General features: G+C 44.2%; 12 protein-coding genes and 2 pseudogenes. 9 read left to right on the plus strand and 5 right to left on the minus strand.

What is annotated here, in order from left to right:
- Positions 1-547: 547 nt before the first annotated feature.
- The 3 genes from R8269_RS22435 (at position 548) to R8269_RS22445 (ending at position 2,361) form a co-directional block, all read left to right on the plus strand.
- Positions 548-880 carry a DUF1904 domain-containing protein gene (locus R8269_RS22435; protein ID WP_005381768.1) on the plus strand — a complete coding sequence of 111 codons (333 nt, stop codon included), beginning with the start codon at positions 548-550 and terminating at the stop codon, positions 878-880.
- 12 nt (positions 881-892) lie between these two features.
- The gene (gene mepA, locus R8269_RS22440) at positions 893-1,729 is read left to right on the plus strand and encodes a penicillin-insensitive murein endopeptidase (RefSeq protein ID WP_017633932.1); all 837 of its coding nucleotides are present in this window, start codon (positions 893-895) and stop codon (positions 1,727-1,729) included.
- Between the two features lie 323 nt (positions 1,730-2,052).
- A complete protein-coding gene (locus tag R8269_RS22445; RefSeq protein ID WP_005381765.1) occupies positions 2,053-2,361 on the plus strand; it encodes a hypothetical protein in 309 nt (102 codons plus the stop codon).
- A 42-nt stretch (positions 2,362-2,403) separates the two neighbouring features.
- On the opposite strand, the gene R8269_RS22450 is transcribed toward R8269_RS22445, so the two are convergent.
- The 3 genes from R8269_RS22450 to rdgC form a co-directional block, all read right to left on the minus strand.
- The gene (locus tag R8269_RS22450) at positions 2,404-2,658 is read right to left on the minus strand and encodes a YfhL family 4Fe-4S dicluster ferredoxin (RefSeq protein ID WP_005381763.1); all 255 of its coding nucleotides are present in this window, start codon (positions 2,656-2,658) and stop codon (positions 2,404-2,406) included.
- Between the two features lie 2 nt (positions 2,659-2,660).
- Positions 2,661-4,061, minus strand: a complete 1,401-nt coding sequence (gene yegQ / locus R8269_RS22455) for a tRNA 5-hydroxyuridine modification protein YegQ (RefSeq protein ID WP_005381754.1) — start codon at positions 4,059-4,061, stop codon at positions 2,661-2,663.
- 165 nt (positions 4,062-4,226) lie between these two features.
- Entirely contained in the window at positions 4,227-5,141 is a 915-nt protein-coding gene (gene rdgC, locus R8269_RS22460; RefSeq protein WP_005381753.1) for a recombination-associated protein RdgC, read from the minus strand.
- Between the two features lie 224 nt (positions 5,142-5,365).
- On the opposite strand from rdgC, the gene phoB reads away from it, so the two are divergent.
- Genes phoB through R8269_RS22475 form a run of 3 tightly spaced genes read left to right on the plus strand, consistent with a single transcriptional unit; the run spans position 5,366 to position 8,353 of the window.
- Positions 5,366-6,055 (plus strand): phosphate regulon transcriptional regulator PhoB, encoded by a 690-nt coding sequence (gene phoB / locus R8269_RS22465; protein ID WP_005381752.1) that lies wholly within the window; start codon positions 5,366-5,368, stop codon positions 6,053-6,055.
- 40 nt (positions 6,056-6,095) lie between these two features.
- Positions 6,096-7,394 (plus strand): phosphate regulon sensor histidine kinase PhoR, encoded by a 1,299-nt coding sequence (phoR, locus tag R8269_RS22470; RefSeq protein WP_005383667.1) that lies wholly within the window; start codon positions 6,096-6,098, stop codon positions 7,392-7,394.
- A complete protein-coding gene (locus R8269_RS22475) occupies positions 7,394-8,353 on the plus strand; it encodes a PstS family phosphate ABC transporter substrate-binding protein (protein ID WP_215810650.1) in 960 nt (319 codons plus the stop codon). Before phoR ends, R8269_RS22475 begins: the two co-directional genes overlap by 1 nt.
- A gap of 34 nt (positions 8,354-8,387) precedes the next feature.
- Here the strand turns inward: R8269_RS22475 and ppx are convergent, their stop codons facing one another.
- Both ppx and ppk1 read right to left on the minus strand, forming a co-directional pair.
- Positions 8,388-9,893 carry an exopolyphosphatase gene (gene ppx, locus R8269_RS22480; RefSeq protein ID WP_005381749.1) on the minus strand — a complete coding sequence of 502 codons (1,506 nt, stop codon included), beginning with the start codon at positions 9,891-9,893 and terminating at the stop codon, positions 8,388-8,390.
- Complete coding sequence (gene ppk1, locus R8269_RS22485; protein WP_005381748.1) at positions 9,877-11,967, minus strand: polyphosphate kinase 1; 2,091 nt, start codon at positions 11,965-11,967, stop codon at positions 9,877-9,879. The genes ppx and ppk1 overlap by 17 nt, the downstream gene beginning before the upstream one ends.
- A 207-nt stretch (positions 11,968-12,174) precedes the next feature.
- On the opposite strand from ppk1, the gene R8269_RS22490 reads away from it, so the two are divergent.
- From R8269_RS22490 to pstA, 3 genes and pseudogenes are all read left to right on the plus strand, one after another.
- Positions 12,175-14,379 carry an ABC transporter permease subunit gene (locus R8269_RS22490; RefSeq protein ID WP_017820556.1) on the plus strand — a complete coding sequence of 735 codons (2,205 nt, stop codon included), beginning with the start codon at positions 12,175-12,177 and terminating at the stop codon, positions 14,377-14,379.
- 30 nt (positions 14,380-14,409) lie between these two features.
- A pseudogene (locus R8269_RS26715) lies at positions 14,410-14,641 on the plus strand (phosphate ABC transporter, permease protein PstA); the annotation flags it as partial.
- A gap of 65 nt (positions 14,642-14,706) precedes the next feature.
- A pseudogene (pstA, locus tag R8269_RS22495) lies at positions 14,707-16,083 on the plus strand (phosphate ABC transporter permease PstA); the annotation flags it as partial.
- Positions 16,084-16,091: the final 8 nt, after the last annotated feature.

A 16,091-nucleotide genomic window follows, 5' to 3' on the forward strand; every position in this document is an offset into this window, starting at 1 on the left:
GGGTGTAGCTCCAATTGGCAGAGCAGCGGATTCCAAATCCGCGTGTTGGGAGTTCGAATCTCTCCACCCCTGCCATACTCTAAAGCCTCAGCAGTAATGCTGGGGCTTTTTTGCATCTGAAGAAAAGAGAATCTGACTAGTTGGAGAGTTGTCGATTCCTCTGATACCAAAGTATCGGGGGATTGAAAGTTCATATCTCCGGGATATTGGTCCACTTCACCTATCCCCATGTTCATAAGCTCTGGCTTAGGTCAGGGGCTCTTTTATTCCTAACGTATAGTTTCGACGTCAGGTGTATGTTTATCCAACGAATATGGCATACCTTTGCTTCAGATAGTTTTATTTTCTAGTAATGTAATTACTAAATGTTGATGTATCGCTTTGCTCTTTCTGTTTTACCTTCGAATTTCATAACACTTTTTCTTCGTTATCGAGCACATCTGATTCACAATCTATTGAAAGGTCAGTGGTTACATTGGCTTGGATGATTACTGACTTGGTTCCTGTTATCATCATGCATTAATGCTAATAATTAGGAAGTAAGTTTATGCCACATTTTCGATTCCGTGCTGTAGAGCCACAAGCTGTTCAGGCATTATCAAAACCCCTTACGGATGAACTTCAGCCTCTAATGGACTGTCCGCGTGAGGATTTTACTTTTGAGTATATCTACACTACGTTTTTCAATGAGGGTGAGGTGAGTGCTGCATATCCTTTTGTCGAAGTGCTTTGGTTCGACCGTGGCCAGGAAGTGCAAGATGAAGTTGCCAAGCTTATTACGCAACAAGTGCGCGGTATCGCTGGTGCCGATATTGATGTTGCAGTTATCTTTTCCGCCTTATCTCCTAAAGCTTATTACGATAATGGCGAACACTACTAAAGGTTAAAGGCTATGAGGCTGAGTTTCATTGTAACTTTGGGTTTATGTTTCTCAGCTTCAGTATGTTCTACTCCTTGGGAGTCTGCGGTTAATCCTACCCGAAACTCTTCCTCCTCTATTGGTAGTTATGCTAACGGTTGTTTAGATGGTGCATTACCCTTGCCTCTCGATGGCGTTGGTTATCAAGTCTTACGTAGTAAAACGAAGCGCTACTATGGGCACCCTAAAACGATAGAGTTTATTGAAAATCTGGCGCTTAAAGCTCATCAAAATCTCAACACCACTCTGCTAATTGGTGATTTGTCTTTACCTAGAGGTGGAAGGTTCTCCTCTGGTCATTCTAGTCATCAAACCGGATTAGATATCGATATCTGGTTAAGACTTGCTGACCAACCGCTTTCTTATAACGAATTACAACTTCCTAAACCCATGAGTGTGGTGGATTTAAAAGGTTATTCCATACTTAATCATCGCTGGGAAGAGCGGCACTTTAAGCTAATTCGGTACGCTTCAAAAAGTAAGGATGTTGCACGAATTTTTGTACATCCTGTTATTAAGGAGCAACTTTGCTTGCAAGAAAACGGCAAAGATCGTTCTTGGTTACGTAAAGTACGTCCATGGTGGGGGCATCATTACCACTTTCACGTCAGGTTATCTTGTCCTGATTCGAGCGACTATTGTGTTGATCAAGCTCCACCTCCAGTAGGCGATGGCTGCGGTGTTGAGCTTGCAAGTTGGGCCCCGAAAGCAAAACCTATTGATACCCCTCCACGGGTAAAAACAACCTCTAAGCCCAAACGAAAAAAAGTCGTTCCACCTCAATGCTTGCCGCTTATCAATCCTAATTAGTGTTACTCTTCAGGTTTATTTGTACTTGGTGATCTCTTTTATGAAACTGGAGAAACATCATACTTTTGTCTACATTGAATAGTACCAATACAAAAACTAACCCAATTAGTTTTGGGGACATATTATAGAAATCTAAATTAAACAAAGAGTTGTAGTATGGGTAAGTTGTAACTTCTCTGTTTAGAAAAAGATCTTTCGTCACGATACTCTGGTTTCTTAGCAATATGTCTGTCAGTTGGCTAAAAAGCGATAACAACGCAGACAAGTATGTAAGGCAGGGATATGCCCTTTTCCTGTTAGAAGAGTAAATCAAGGACAAAACCATGACTATGATTTGTGCAAAAGAATTTGCAGAGTGGTTAAGACACAGATTTAGCAGTGATACTAAAGGAGTCTCTTTGACTCGAGAGGATGTGAATCACCTGACTGGGCGTCAACGCCTTGATCCGGGTTTTGTTAATGATGTGCATTATGAGCTGATGCAATATGGGATGGCTTTCGTTACTGATACGAGCCGAGAAAACTTTTATTTAATACCTGTTTCTCAAGCGGAGAATTGGCGTGAGAGACTAGAGTATCATTTTGAAAAAGAGCTATTCTGCAATATTATCCCTATTGAAAAATCAGGTTGAGAAAAGGTTCAACTTTGATGTCAAAGTTGAACCTAATTGCTCTTATGCTAACCCTTGAATAATCACGAATTTTTCAAGCAACTGCTCTTCAGTTTCGACATGGTTCGGATCAGTGATTATGCATTTTGTAATTGGACACACTGACTGACAGGTCGGCTTTTCGTAATGCCCCTTACACTCTGTACATAGCGCTGGATCAATTTCGAAAATGCTCTCTCCCATACTGATTGCCCCATTGGGGCATTCGGGATCACACATGTCGCAGTTAATGCATTTATCAGTAATGAGCAAGGCCATGGTTACTTACCAGTCGGGTTACGGGTGTCCTGCCCTGAGTTTAGATTACGCATTAATAGGCCATATTCTAAATCTAGCTCTGCTGGTACTGGAATGAATACAAAGTGACCGTTTCCTTTCGCGTCTTCAATAGACTCTGATTTGCGGTTTTCCATTGCCTCTAGCGTGAAAACAATATTGCCTTTTGGCGTCATTAGTTCAAGGCTATCACCGACAAGAAACTTATTTTTTACTTCTACTTCAGCCATGTCACCACGACGTTTGCCAGTGAATTCACCAACAAACTGTTGAGCATCAGAGACTGAGTAACCATAATCGTAGTTTTGGTAAGTATCGTGTGTATGACGGCGTAGGAAGCCTTCAGTGTAGCCACGGTGAGCTAGGCTTTCTAGTGTACCCATTAGGCTTTCATCGAATGGTCGACCTGCTACAGCATCATCAATTGCTTTACGATAAACTTGAGCGGTACGTGCGCAGTAGTAGAACGATTTAGTACGACCTTCAATTTTCAATGAGTGAACACCCATCTTAGTTAAGCGTTCAACGTGCTGAACCGCTCGTAGGTCTTTAGAGTTCATGATGTAAGTACCATGCTCATCTTCGTAAGCCGCCATTTTTTCTTCTGGACGGTGCGCTTCAGAAAGCAGAACGACTTCATCTGTTGGTTTGCCGCGACCAATTGTGGTTTCAGGGCGCTCGTCTTGTACTTCGACAGGCTGTGCTTCAGTCGGGTCGAATTTCTCTACGATATCACCAGCGTCGTTTTCTTTACCCTCTTCAACTTTGTATTCCCAGCGGCATGCGTTAGTGCAAGTGCCTTGGTTAGGGTCACGTTTGTTGATATAGCCAGAAAGTAGGCAACGACCAGAGTAAGCCATGCATAATGCACCGTGAACGAATACTTCAAGCTCAGTTTCAGGGCAATGCTCACGAATTTCTTCGATTTCTTCTAGAGATAGCTCGCGAGAAACGATCACACGCTCCACGCCATTCGCTGCCCAGAACTTAACGGTCGCCCAGTTTACAGCGTTCGCTTGTACAGAAAGGTGAATTGGCATTTCTGGGAAAGCTTCACGAACCATCATAATTAGGCCTGGATCTGACATGATCAATGCGTCAGGACCCATCTCTACGATTGGCTTAAGATCACGGATGAACGTTTTTAGCTTCGAGTTGTGTGGTTGAATGTTACATACCACATAAAGCTTTTTGCCTAGGGCGTGGGCTTCATCGATACCGATTTTTAGGTTCTCGTGGTTAAACTCGTTGTTACGTACGCGAAGGCTGTAGCGAGGTTGGCCAGCGTAAACTGCATCTGCCCCGTAGGCGAATGCGTAACGCATGTTTTTCAGGCTGCCCGCTGGAGATAGTAGCTCAGGCACGAATGCTTTCTCAGTTGTCATTGCTCAATTCTCTTTTATCTGATCACAAGTCAGGCCAATTCCACCTAATGGAAATGGGGCGCAAATTTTACGTCAAAATGTGAACTGTGACTAGGGTAATTGTGCTTCAGATAGAAAAACGCCCTCAAAAAAAGTGAGGGCGTTATGGTTAACCTTTATACAATATTATGCGTTAGGATTCGGTAAGCCGCCTAGCGCATCGTATAGGTTGGGAAGGAAAGCACTGAACTCTCCACACATTAGAGAGAAGTCTGCATCAAATCGAGCTGCTTGATCTTCACGTGGAATATCATCGTTTTGATCTTTCAATTCATCAGAGAATTTTAGACGTTTGATGCCTGCATCTTCCGTCATAATGAACTCAATACGATCTTGCCAATTAAGCGCAAGTTTCGTCACGACTTTATCCGCAGCGATGTGGTTGCGGATTTCATCAGTGGTTAGCTCTTGCTTCTTACAGCGAATCACACCACCTTCTTCAAGTACGGATTTTAGCTCAGCTTCGTCCATCATGCTGATACCTTGAGGTGTGTCACCGCTTTTCACCCACTCGGTTAGCGTAGTTTCAATCGCCACTTCTGGAATAGCAGGAACAACAGGTAAACTACCCATGGTTTTACGAAGCAATGCTAATACATCTTCTGCTTTTTTATAGCTGCTTGCATCAACAAGGATAAAACCTTCTTTTGGCATGATGAGCACGTGAGTGTGGCTGCTGCGGCTGAATGCGCGCGGCAGTAAATCCATTACGATGTCATCTTTCAGGTTGTCTTTCTCTTTCTTCTTCAGAGGACGACCTTCTTGCGCTTCCATTGCTTCTACTTTTGCATTCAATGATTCTTTGATCACAGAGGCAGGTAGCATTTTCTCTTCTTTCTTGGCGCAAATCAGAATGCGGTTTTCTGACACGTGAGTCATCATATCGCCATGTCTACCCATTGCACTGACCCAGCCAAATTTCTGTTTGTCTTGACTGCCACACGGGGTGAATCGGAATTCAGACAGCTGAGTTTCTAGTTGTTCGGCGTTAAAAGTAACCTCGCGGTTAACGCGGTATACCAGACAGTTTTTAAACCACATAAATCTTCTCTAGGCTTGATGACAAGGGACTAATCATAGGGAATTTTTGTGCTGATGTCTTAATAGAAATGAAAAATATCCGAATGAACCTCAAAAGAAAGTTATATGAAAATTTGTTTTCAAAGGTCACAAAAGTGTCATAATTGGTAGTGATAATGCTTATGCATAGAGAGGCGCTTTGTCTCTTAAATTCATTAGCTCAACGAACATAAGGTTACTCAATTATGTCTAGAAGGATTCTGGTTGTTGAAGACGAAGCTCCTATTCGCGAAATGCTGTGCTTCGTACTTGAGCAGAAAGGTTACCAAGCGGTAGAAGCGGAAGATTACGATACTGCAGTAACCAAACTGGCTGAACCCTTCCCTGATTTAGTTTTACTGGATTGGATGTTACCAGGCGGTAGTGGCATTAACTTCATCAAACATATGAAGCGAGAGGAATTAACGCGCAACATTCCAGTTGTGATGCTTACCGCTCGTGGTGAAGAAGAAGATAAAGTGCGCGGTTTAGAAGTCGGTGCGGATGACTACATTACTAAGCCATTCTCTCCTAAAGAGTTGGTTGCACGCCTAAAAGCGGTGATTCGTCGCGTTACCCCTACTGCACTAGAAGATGTAATTGATGTACAGGGGTTGAAGCTTGACCCTGTATCGCACCGTGTTACGGCTAATGATGCGCCATTAGACATGGGCCCTACAGAATTTAAGATGCTTCATTTTTTCATGACGCATCAAGAACGCGTATACAGCCGTGAGCAGCTATTAAACAATGTTTGGGGCACTAACGTGTATGTCGAAGACCGTACGGTTGATGTTCACATTCGCCGCCTGCGTAAAGCATTGGAAGCTGCAGGGCATGATAAGCTGATCCAAACTGTTCGTGGTGCTGGATACCGCTTCTCGACGAAGGCATAAATTAACACGCAGCTTATCGGTACCATTTCTGGAGTTATGAGTGGTTGAAAGATTAACGTGGAAAAAGCTGGCTTGGGAGCTGGCTTTTTTTTACACCCCATGGGTGATAGTAGGTTGGATATTCGGTTATATGCCGTGGTTGCTTTTGGCTGCTACGGCATTGCAGCTTGTGTGGCATTTGCATAACCAAGTACGTTTATCTTCTTGGTTATGGGATGAAAAACGCCTCACGCCACCATCTGGTAGCGGTAACTGGGAATCTTTGTTCAATGGGTTGTATCGCTTACAACAGCGCCAACGCCGCAAACGAAAAGAGCTTACTAATCTTATTCGTCGATTCCGAAATGGTGCAGAATCGCTACCCGATGCGGTAGTGGTATTCCGTGCTGAAGGCAATATTGTTTGGTGCAACAAGCTGGCTCAGCACTTACTGGGCTTCCATTGGCCAGAAGATTCAGGTCAACCTATCTCCAATCTCATTCGTACACCTGATTTTATCAAGTACCTCAACAAGAAAGACTTTTCAGAGCCATTAGAAATGCGTTCACCACTCAATGTCGAACGCATGCTAGAACTACGTATCGTACCGTATACCGAAGGTGAACATTTGATGGTGGTGCGTGATGTTAGCCAGTTAAAACAACTTGAGGGAATGCGTCGCAACTTCTTTGCCAACGTATCTCATGAACTGCGTACACCAATGACGGTGCTACAAGGTTATCTTGAGATGACAGAAGATCCTGATATGGTCGTGGGTCCTATGTGGAGCAAAGCTCATGGTGTCATGACGGAGCAGCTTAACCGCATGAACAGTTTGGTGAACCAACTACTGACACTATCTAAAATTGAAGCGGCACCTATGCATGAGCTTGAGGAAGTCGTGAATGTGCCCGCGATGCTTGAAGTGTTAGAAAAAGAGGCGGTTAGCCTTAGTGGGGACAACCAACATAAATTGAAATTTGATGTTGATGCTAGCCTACGCGTGCTGGGCGATGATGACCAGTTACGTAGTGCTATCTCTAACCTCGTTTATAATGCCGTCAAATACACACCGCCTGGTGCGAACATTAATGTTCGTTGGTTCCAGACCTCTCAAGGCGCATGCTTAGAGGTGGAAGATAGTGGTGATGGTATTGAACCTCAGCACCTCCACCGACTTACTGAGCGTTTTTATCGAGTGGATAAAGCAAGATCACGTGATACTGGTGGAAGTGGTTTAGGGCTTGCCATTGTAAAACACGCGCTGAGTCACCATGACTCTCATTTAGAAATTCACAGTGAAGTAGGTGTGGGCAGTAAGTTTTCTTTCGTATTGCCTGAGCGTTTGGTGGTGAAATAATGGCTTTACGATTGGCAAAAACATTCAGTTTATTCGCGCTTGTTTGTTCTTTTATGGCTGCCGCTCAAGATAAACCATTGCCGAGTTATCATAAAACGACGGGGATTGTCGGGAACTTGCTCTCTGTTGGCTCCGATACACTTGCGGGTATGACAACGCTTTGGGTTGAAGAGTTTAAATCCATTTACCCGAATATTAATGCGCAAGTCCAAGCGTCTGGCTCTTCTACTGCCCCTCCAGCATTGACCGAACAAACAGCTCAGTTTGGTCCCATGAGTCGCCCTATGCGTTTAAGAGAGATAGAAGCGTTTGAACGTGAACATGGCTACAAGCCAACGGCGCTTAGGGTAGCCATCGATGCAATCGGTATTTTTGTTCATCAAGATAATCCAATTCAAGGTCTTAACTTTAGTCAATTAGATGCTTTGTTTTCTGCCACGCTACGCTGTGGCGAAAGTCAATTTGTAACAAACTGGCAGCAACTCGGTCTTGAATCACAGTGGGCAAAGCGAAACGTCCAGTTGTTTGGTCGTAACTCCGTTTCTGGAACTTATGGTTACTTCAAAAGTAATGCCTTGTGTGGCGGCGATTTCAAGACTCGAGTTAACGAGCAACCAGGCTCCGCGTCAGTAGTGCAAGCTGTAGCGTCAACCATCAGTGGAATTGGTTATTCCGGTGTTGGTTATCGAGTGGCAGGCGTGCGCTTAGTCCCTGTGGCTAAAATGGGAAATGGCTACGTGACTCCAACGCGAGAACATATTGTTAGTGGTAAGTACCCACTATCACGTTACTTATATGTTTACGTGAATAAGCACCCTGATTACCCATTAACACCAATTGAAGCTGAGTTTATTCGCTTTATCTTTTCTGCTCAGGGACAAGCGTTGGTTGAGAAAGATGGTTATGTGCCCATTACGGCAGACTTTGCAGAAGAAGAGTTAAAAAAAGTCGGCCTGTAAGCCGACTTTTTATTTAGGTATGGACAGTACGAGATCAGAAAGTGAGTGTCCACTTCGCGCTGTCCCAACGTTCTTGTTCTTCCTGTAAATCCGCGTGAAGTAATTTATTGTTTTCTAGCCATGCTTCATCTGTGCATGTGAGAATCCATTCGTCATTTTTGATAGATAAGGTGATATCAGGCAATGGATCTTCATTACGCTGCCCATTTAATACGATAGAAAGTCGTAATATTTTGATGAGGCTTATAACGTCACTCTGTTTATAGAGGTTGAAATCTGGTAGTTCTTGCAATTTGAGCGCTTTACGCTGGAAGCGAGCTAATGTTGCAAGCACTAATTGCTGCTCACGGTTGAAGCCTTGTAGGGTGGAGTGCAACAGAATATAAAAAGAGTGGCGATGGAAACTACGCAAGTTAATACTTAATCCGACTTCATGAAGCAACGCTGCCCACTCTAGTAAGTCAAATAACTCACTCTTTTTCTTAATGCCTAGTTCAGAGCGTACCTGACATAACATCTCACGTGCATGCCCCTTAACACGAGCGGCATGCTCTAAGTCGACCCGGTGCTTGTTGGCTAAATTTTCTGTGGTGCGCATGCGAATATCGGAGCGCGCAAAACGCTCTTCCATTTCGTACAACAGGCCTTCGCGCAGAGCACCATCGGAGAAAAACATCTGCTCAATGCGAAGCGCTTTGAAAATCGCGGACAAAATCGCTACGCCTGCTGCGAATACGGGTTTACGTTCTTCTGTTAGACCAGTCAGTTCAATATCTTCAATTGAATCAAATTTACACAGAGTTTCGATAAGTGTATCCAGTCGACTCGCTGTGATCAGGCCATCTTCAAAACCTAATCCTACTAGCACTTCTTGAATCGCTTTGATGGTTCCTGATGAGCCGAGAGCAATATCCCAGCCCTTTTTACGATATGTTGAGGCGATGGACTCGAGTTTTTGTTCGGCCGCTAACATCGCCTTACTGAAGTTTTTGCCTGACAGTTTGCCGTTTTTAAAGTATTGCTCTGTAAAACTGACGCATCCCATCTGTTTACTGTTGAGAAGCTCAGGCTCAAATTCTTGTCCAATAATCATCTCGGTACTGCCGCCTCCGATATCGATGACTAGTTTGGAGTTGGATTCTACTTGAGTGTGCGCGACACCTAAGTAAATCAGGCGGGCTTCTTCTTCTCCAGGGATAATTTCTATTGGGAAAGGCATCACTTCTTTTGCACGCTCGATGAAAAGGTGGGCATTTTTAGCGCGTCTTAGTGTGTGTGTTGCGGCGATACGTACATTTGACTCATCAAGCCCTTGCAACCTTTCAGCGAACATGGCTAAGCATTCTAGTGCACGCTCCATTGCGGCGTGACTTAAGTTCAATTCACTGTCGAGTCCTGATGCTAAGCGAACACGTTGTTTATGACGACTAACCAGTTGTAGGTCACTGCCAACAACTTTGGCCACCACCATATGGAAACTGTTTGAGCCGAGGTCTATCGCGGCAATGTAGCGAGTATCTTGTTCAAGTATTTGAGGCATCTGAATTTTGTTTTCTAGTTTGCTTTTCTATATTTTTAAGATAGTCATAGATAGCGATTTGAGAGCGAACTTTTTTGCGATTACCTCGTGGTACGTAAGCGTTACTCATTTCTTTATCTATTAAACGAGCCTTTACTGTATCGGTAAAATGGATATTCGTTATATCAATAATTCTCTGTTTCAAACGTGGATCACGGACTGGTACTGCTACCTCGATACGGTGATCAATATTTCTTGTCATCCAGTCTGCGGAGGAGATATAAACTTGCGGATCGCCATCATTGTGGGTGATCACCACGCGAGGGTGCTCAAGAAAGCGGTCAACAATACTGATGATGCGAATATTGTCGCTGATCCCCTCAATGCCCGGTACTAATGAGCACATACCTCGAATGATCATGTTTATTTTTACACCGGAAGTACTTGCTCCATAAAGCTTATTGACGATGCCTTTATCGACTAGGTTATTGACCTTGATCGTAAGAGCGGCTTTTTTCCCTAGCTTGGCATTCGCAATTTCATTATCAATTAAGCGGTAGATTTGGGTTCGAGAATTACGAGGAGATACCATAAGGTGATTGAACTTCACTGGTCGGTATGGATTCTCAATGTAACCGAAGACATTACGGACTTCATTAGTGATTTCTTGATCTGCCGTAAGCAGGGAGAAGTCGGTATAAATTCGTGCCGTCTTCTCATGGAAGTTGCCTGTGCCGATGTGTGCGTAGCGAATAATTTCTTCACCTTCGCGGCGGCTAATCATCAGTAGCTTTGAGTGAATCTTAAGACCAGGCGCACCAAAGATGACGTGCACACCCGCTTCAGTTAATACTTTTGACCATTCGATATTGGCTTCCTCATCAAAGCGAGCTTGCAGTTCGACGACCACAGTGACATTTTTGCCGTTGTGCACCGCATCAATTAAAGAGTTCATCAAGCGAGAATCTTTCGCGACGCGATAAATGTTAATCTTGATACTAAGTACTTTGGGATCGAAGGAGGCTTGGCGCACTAACTCACTAATGTGGTCAAAAGTGTGGTAGGGATAATAGAGCAGAATATCTTTCGCTTTAATCGCGTCAAAGCTGTTGGCATAACCTTCGAAATCGGCACATTTCATTGGCGGGAGAGGTTTATTTTCAAGATATTCTCGTCCAACATTTGGAAAGCCGATGAAGTCTTTAAAGTTGTGATAGCGTCCGCCGGGGATAAGGTTATCGTAGTTAGAGATATTAAGTTTGTTACACAGAAACTCTAACATTTGAGGCGGCATATCGCGTTCGTAGACGAAGCGAACGGGCTTTGCTGTCAGTCGCTGATTGACACCCTCTGACATTTGTTCAAGCAAGCTGTACTCGATTTCATTGCGTAAATCGTATTCAGCGTCACGCGTCATTTTCATCGCATAGCCGCTAAGCTCATCATAATCAAAAAAGCCTTTGAACAGCTCGTCCAAACAGTGGCGGATAATATTATCAAGTAAGATGATGGTTTTTCGACGCTTTCCTTTCTGTTCTGGTACCATCACAAAGCGGGGAAGGTGATCGGTCGGAATTTCGATCAGAGCGTACTGGTAATGTTCTTCTTTACGCAGTTCTACGGCGATGTAAGCGTACTCGTCTTTGAGAAATTGCAGAACATCGATCTCGTCTTTCATTAGGAGGGGAGTGATATGCGGCATTACCTCTCTACGGAAGTATTTCGCGATCCACTTTTGTTGCGATTCATCCAGTTGTTGCTCGTTGACCAAGAAAATGCGACGTCGCGCCATTTCTCGAATCAACTCGCTGTAAAGCTCATCAAATTGTTCGTTAAGCTTTAGTGCTTTCGACTGCATTTTGGTTAACAGTCGTTTAGGGCTATCACTGCCACCGCGCTCTTGGCTGATTAGGATTCTGCGCTTCACGTCCGCAAAGCGTACTTTGTAAAATTCATCTAAATTGTTGGAAAAGATCCCAAGAAAGCGAATACGTTCGATCAAAGGGACGGTTTTATCGGCAGCTTCTTGTAATACTCGTTCGTTGAAAGACAACCAACTCAGTTCTTTTTCTATATATAGTTTTTCTGCGCTCATAACCTTACCTAGCCAAAAGTGAAGTATTACGTACTCATCTTGGAAAAATGGATGAGTGAGAACATTATGAGATTTTCATTACAGATTTATTTCATACCACGCATTGCATAAGAGTTGTATTCTTTTCAGGTGTTTAATGTGATCTGTAATATAATTGTCATCTTAACGACATATTCTAGTACTAAGTCAAAAAAGGTAGAGATTTAAATGGCACAAGCCGAGTTTTCATTGCAGGAAAAAGATAAGAAACGACTGATAAAAGATCGTTTAGTTCGACTTGCAGTGACATCTGGTGGTGTCGGCGTACTCGCGGCGCTTATTTTGATCTTTGTCTACCTCGCCATGGTGATCATTCCGCTTTTTTCTGATGCGGAGATCAAAACCAACCAAGCCATTCGAGCCACTCATATTGAAACACCACTTGCGATTTCAGTGGATGATTACGCTCAGCTCGCGTTCGTTCTAACCCAAAGTGGTGAGATTCAATATTTGTCGATGGACGATCCTACGAAACCTGCGGTGTATACACAGCAAATCGCCCAGAAACCCGTTGCTTTCTCTCAATCTGCTCCTGGGCTAGGTTGGTATGGATTTGTTGATGGGCAGGGTAAAGCGAACCTTTTCAAGCCAGAATTTAATGCTACATTGAGAGAAAATACACGTCCTCCGGAAGTGATTGAGCTAGACACCAGCATGGATCTGACACTAAGTACGCCTCAAGATCCTGTGACTCAGTTTGTATTTGCAGCTTCGACGCCCTTACCAACGGTTGTTTGGCAGACGCAAAGTGGTGAAGTGAAAGCTCGCTGGCAAGTGGCTTCGTCTTTGGGTACGTCTCCTACAACGATCGATTTTACGTTCTCTTCAGGCTTTAATACGCCTCAGCAAATGTTGTTGACACCTGACGGTGAAACGCTTTATTTGCGCGATGGCTCTGAGTTGATCGTGTTAAAGAAAACCGCACGTAAATTTGCTGTGCGAGAGGTGGTCGATCTCACTCAAGGTGATAAGAAGCATTCCGTTCGTACGATAGACTTATTGGCTGGTGCTTACTCGCTTTTGGTGACGCACAACGATGGTCGGGTGTCGCAATGGTTTGATACGCTGCAAGAAGAAAAACGCACGTTAACGCATATTCGTGATTTTAAATTGGCATCAGAGCTTAAGTATTTGTTGCCGGATTCTCATCGAAAAGGATTTTATAGCTTTTACACCAACGGCACGTTGCAAAGCCATTATACAACCAGTGAAAAACTGGTGTTGTTTAAGCGTGCGTACAATCAAGCGCCCGCAATCGCAGCAATGTCTAACAATGAACGCTACTTAATCACTTGGCAAAATAATGCGTTAAATGTTGCGGAAGTGGACAATGCCTATCCGGAAGTTTCATTGTCTTCATTATGGCAAGAAGTGTGGTACGAAGGGTATCCTGAGCCTGAATTTGTGTGGCAATCGACTTCGGCGAGCGATAACTTTGAGGCTAAGTTCAGCCTAGTACCTATTGCGTTTGGAACGATAAAAGCGGCGATGTTTGCGATGCTGTTTTCAGTACCGCTCGCAGTGCTAGGTGCTATTTATACGGCTTACTTTATGTCGCCACGCATGCGTCGTGTAGTAAAACCGTCGATTGAGCTAATGGAAGCACTGCCGACGGTGATCATAGGTTTCCTCGCGGGATTGTGGTTCGCGCCTATTGTCGAAGATCATTTGATTACGATCGTCGTTATGCTGTTTGTTTTGCCCTTGAGCACCATGATTATGGGCGGGCTATGGGCATTAATACCGCAACCTTTGCGGAATCGTCTGCCTAATGGTTGGCATGCTTTAGTGCTCATGCCTGTCATATTGGTACTGATTGGGCTTGGAGTGTGGATTTCGCCTACGATTGAGCAGACGTTCTTTGGTGGCGATATGCGCTTATTCTTAACCGAGCATGGTATTGGTTACGATCAACGCAATGCATTGGTGGTGGGGTTAGCGATGGGGTTTGCTGTTATCCCGACGATTTTTACCATTGCCGAAGATGCCATTTTCTCTGTACCGAAGCATTTATCGGATGGCTCTTTGGCATTAGGGGCCACGCCTTGGCAAACTTTAATCTATGTTGTCTTGCTTACTGCAAGCCCAGGTATTTTTTCTGCCATTATGATGGGCCTGGGACGCGCTGTTGGCGAAACCATGATTGTATTAATGGCAACGGGCAATACGCCATTAATGGATTGGAATATTTTGGAAGGATTGCGCAGCCTGTCGGCGACCATCGCCGTTGAGTTGCCAGAGTCGGAAGTTGGAAGTTCGCATTATCGCCTGCTGTTCCTAGCTGCATTGATTTTATTTGTGTTTACGTTTGCAGTAAACGCGCTTGCGGAGTGGGTTCGTCAGAGACTGAGAGATAAGTACCGTGCGTTGTAATAATGGTTTGAATAAAGAGCGAGTAATAACGTGTTAAATTGGATTCGTTCTGGCGCACCGTGGATATGGCTAACAGGCGGTGCAGTCAGCATCAGTTTGTTGTCGGTATTAGGGTTGTTACTCCTTATCGGCTGGAAAGGCCTGACTTACTTTTGGCCAGCGCCTTTGTATCAGTGGAATGTTGCAGCGCTGACTCCTGTACAAGGCGAAGTGCTACATGAAAATACTATTCTGATTGGTCAAGTGTATGAGCGCAGCTTTGTACCGAAGAGTTATTTGCCTGAAAGCGCAGCACAACAGTTAGAAGACGATGAAGATTTTGCCACGCGACTCAGTATCAAAATCGCTAACCGAGAGTTGTATCCCGCCGATTTTATCTCCGTATTGCAAATGCAGTTGGATGAGCCCACGATGCCAAAAGAGTGGGCGGTGATAGAGCGCAGTAGCGGTGGTTATTTCTTTGGTAAGCTGGTGGCGTTTCAAGATGGTGATAATATATACACCAGTGATATTCAATCGGTACTAAATAAAAAGCTTGATGATGCAGAAACTCTGCGCCATGAGATTGATTCTTTGGTGGTCGATCAGCTTAAAGAGCTTGGTTGGAAGCTAGAGCAGTTGCGATTAGAAAAGCGCAAGCATGAATTGAATGACACGCTGACAGAAAGCTTCTTAAACGAAAACCAGACGAAAAAAGAGCAGATAGAAAAAGCGCTTGCGACGTTAGATTTGCAACTTGATGGTTTACGACTTCAGCTCTCTGACTATGCCTTGATTGTCGAGGATATGACGGGGTCACAAGTATCGATTCCGCTCGAAGACATTTTGGACTACTGGTATCCAAACCAAATGTCACTGCCTGATAAAGTCATGCATTGGGGAAAACAGGTTTGGAAGTTTTTATCTGAAGATCCAAGAGAGTCTAACTCCGAAGGAGGCGTGTTCCCTGCGATATTTGGTACGGTTTTCTTAGTACTCATTATGTCGATCATTGTGATGCCACTTGGGGTGATCGCCGCTATCTATCTACATGAATATGCTAAGAATAACGCTCTAACCAGAGTTATTCGTATTGCGGTTATAAACCTAGCGGGTGTTCCATCGATTGTTTATGGCGTGTTTGGTTTAGGTTTCTTCGTTTATACGATTGGTGCCTCTATCGACAACGTATTCTATGCGGAGAAGCTACCGGCACCAACCTTTGGTACGCCGGGTTTGTTATGGTCAGCACTAACTCTTGCCGTGCTGACGCTTCCAGTTGTGATTGTGACGACAGAAGAAGGTTTAACTCGAATTCCGAGCTCCGTACGACATGGCTCTCTAGCACTTGGTGCAACTCAGTTCGAAACGCTATGGCGCGTGGTTTTGCCTATGGCGACGCCAGCTATTATCACAGGTTTGATCCTTGCGATTGCGCGTGCAGCTGGCGAAGTAGCGCCACTGATGCTGGTGGGGGTCGTGAAATTGGCATCCAGTTTACCGGTTGACGGACAATTCCCTTATGTGCATTTGGATAGAAAGTTCATGCATTTAGGTTTTCACATTTACGATGTTGGCTTTCAAACCTCCAACATCGAAGCGGCGCGACCATTAGTTTATGCCACCTCTTTCTTACTCGTGACAGTGATTGTCGGGCTAAACTTAACAGCAATCAGTATTCGCAATAATTTACGAGAAAAATACAGAACGTTAGGACAAGATTAAGTATGTTT

Source organism: Vibrio sp. Vb0667 (assembly GCF_033391095.1).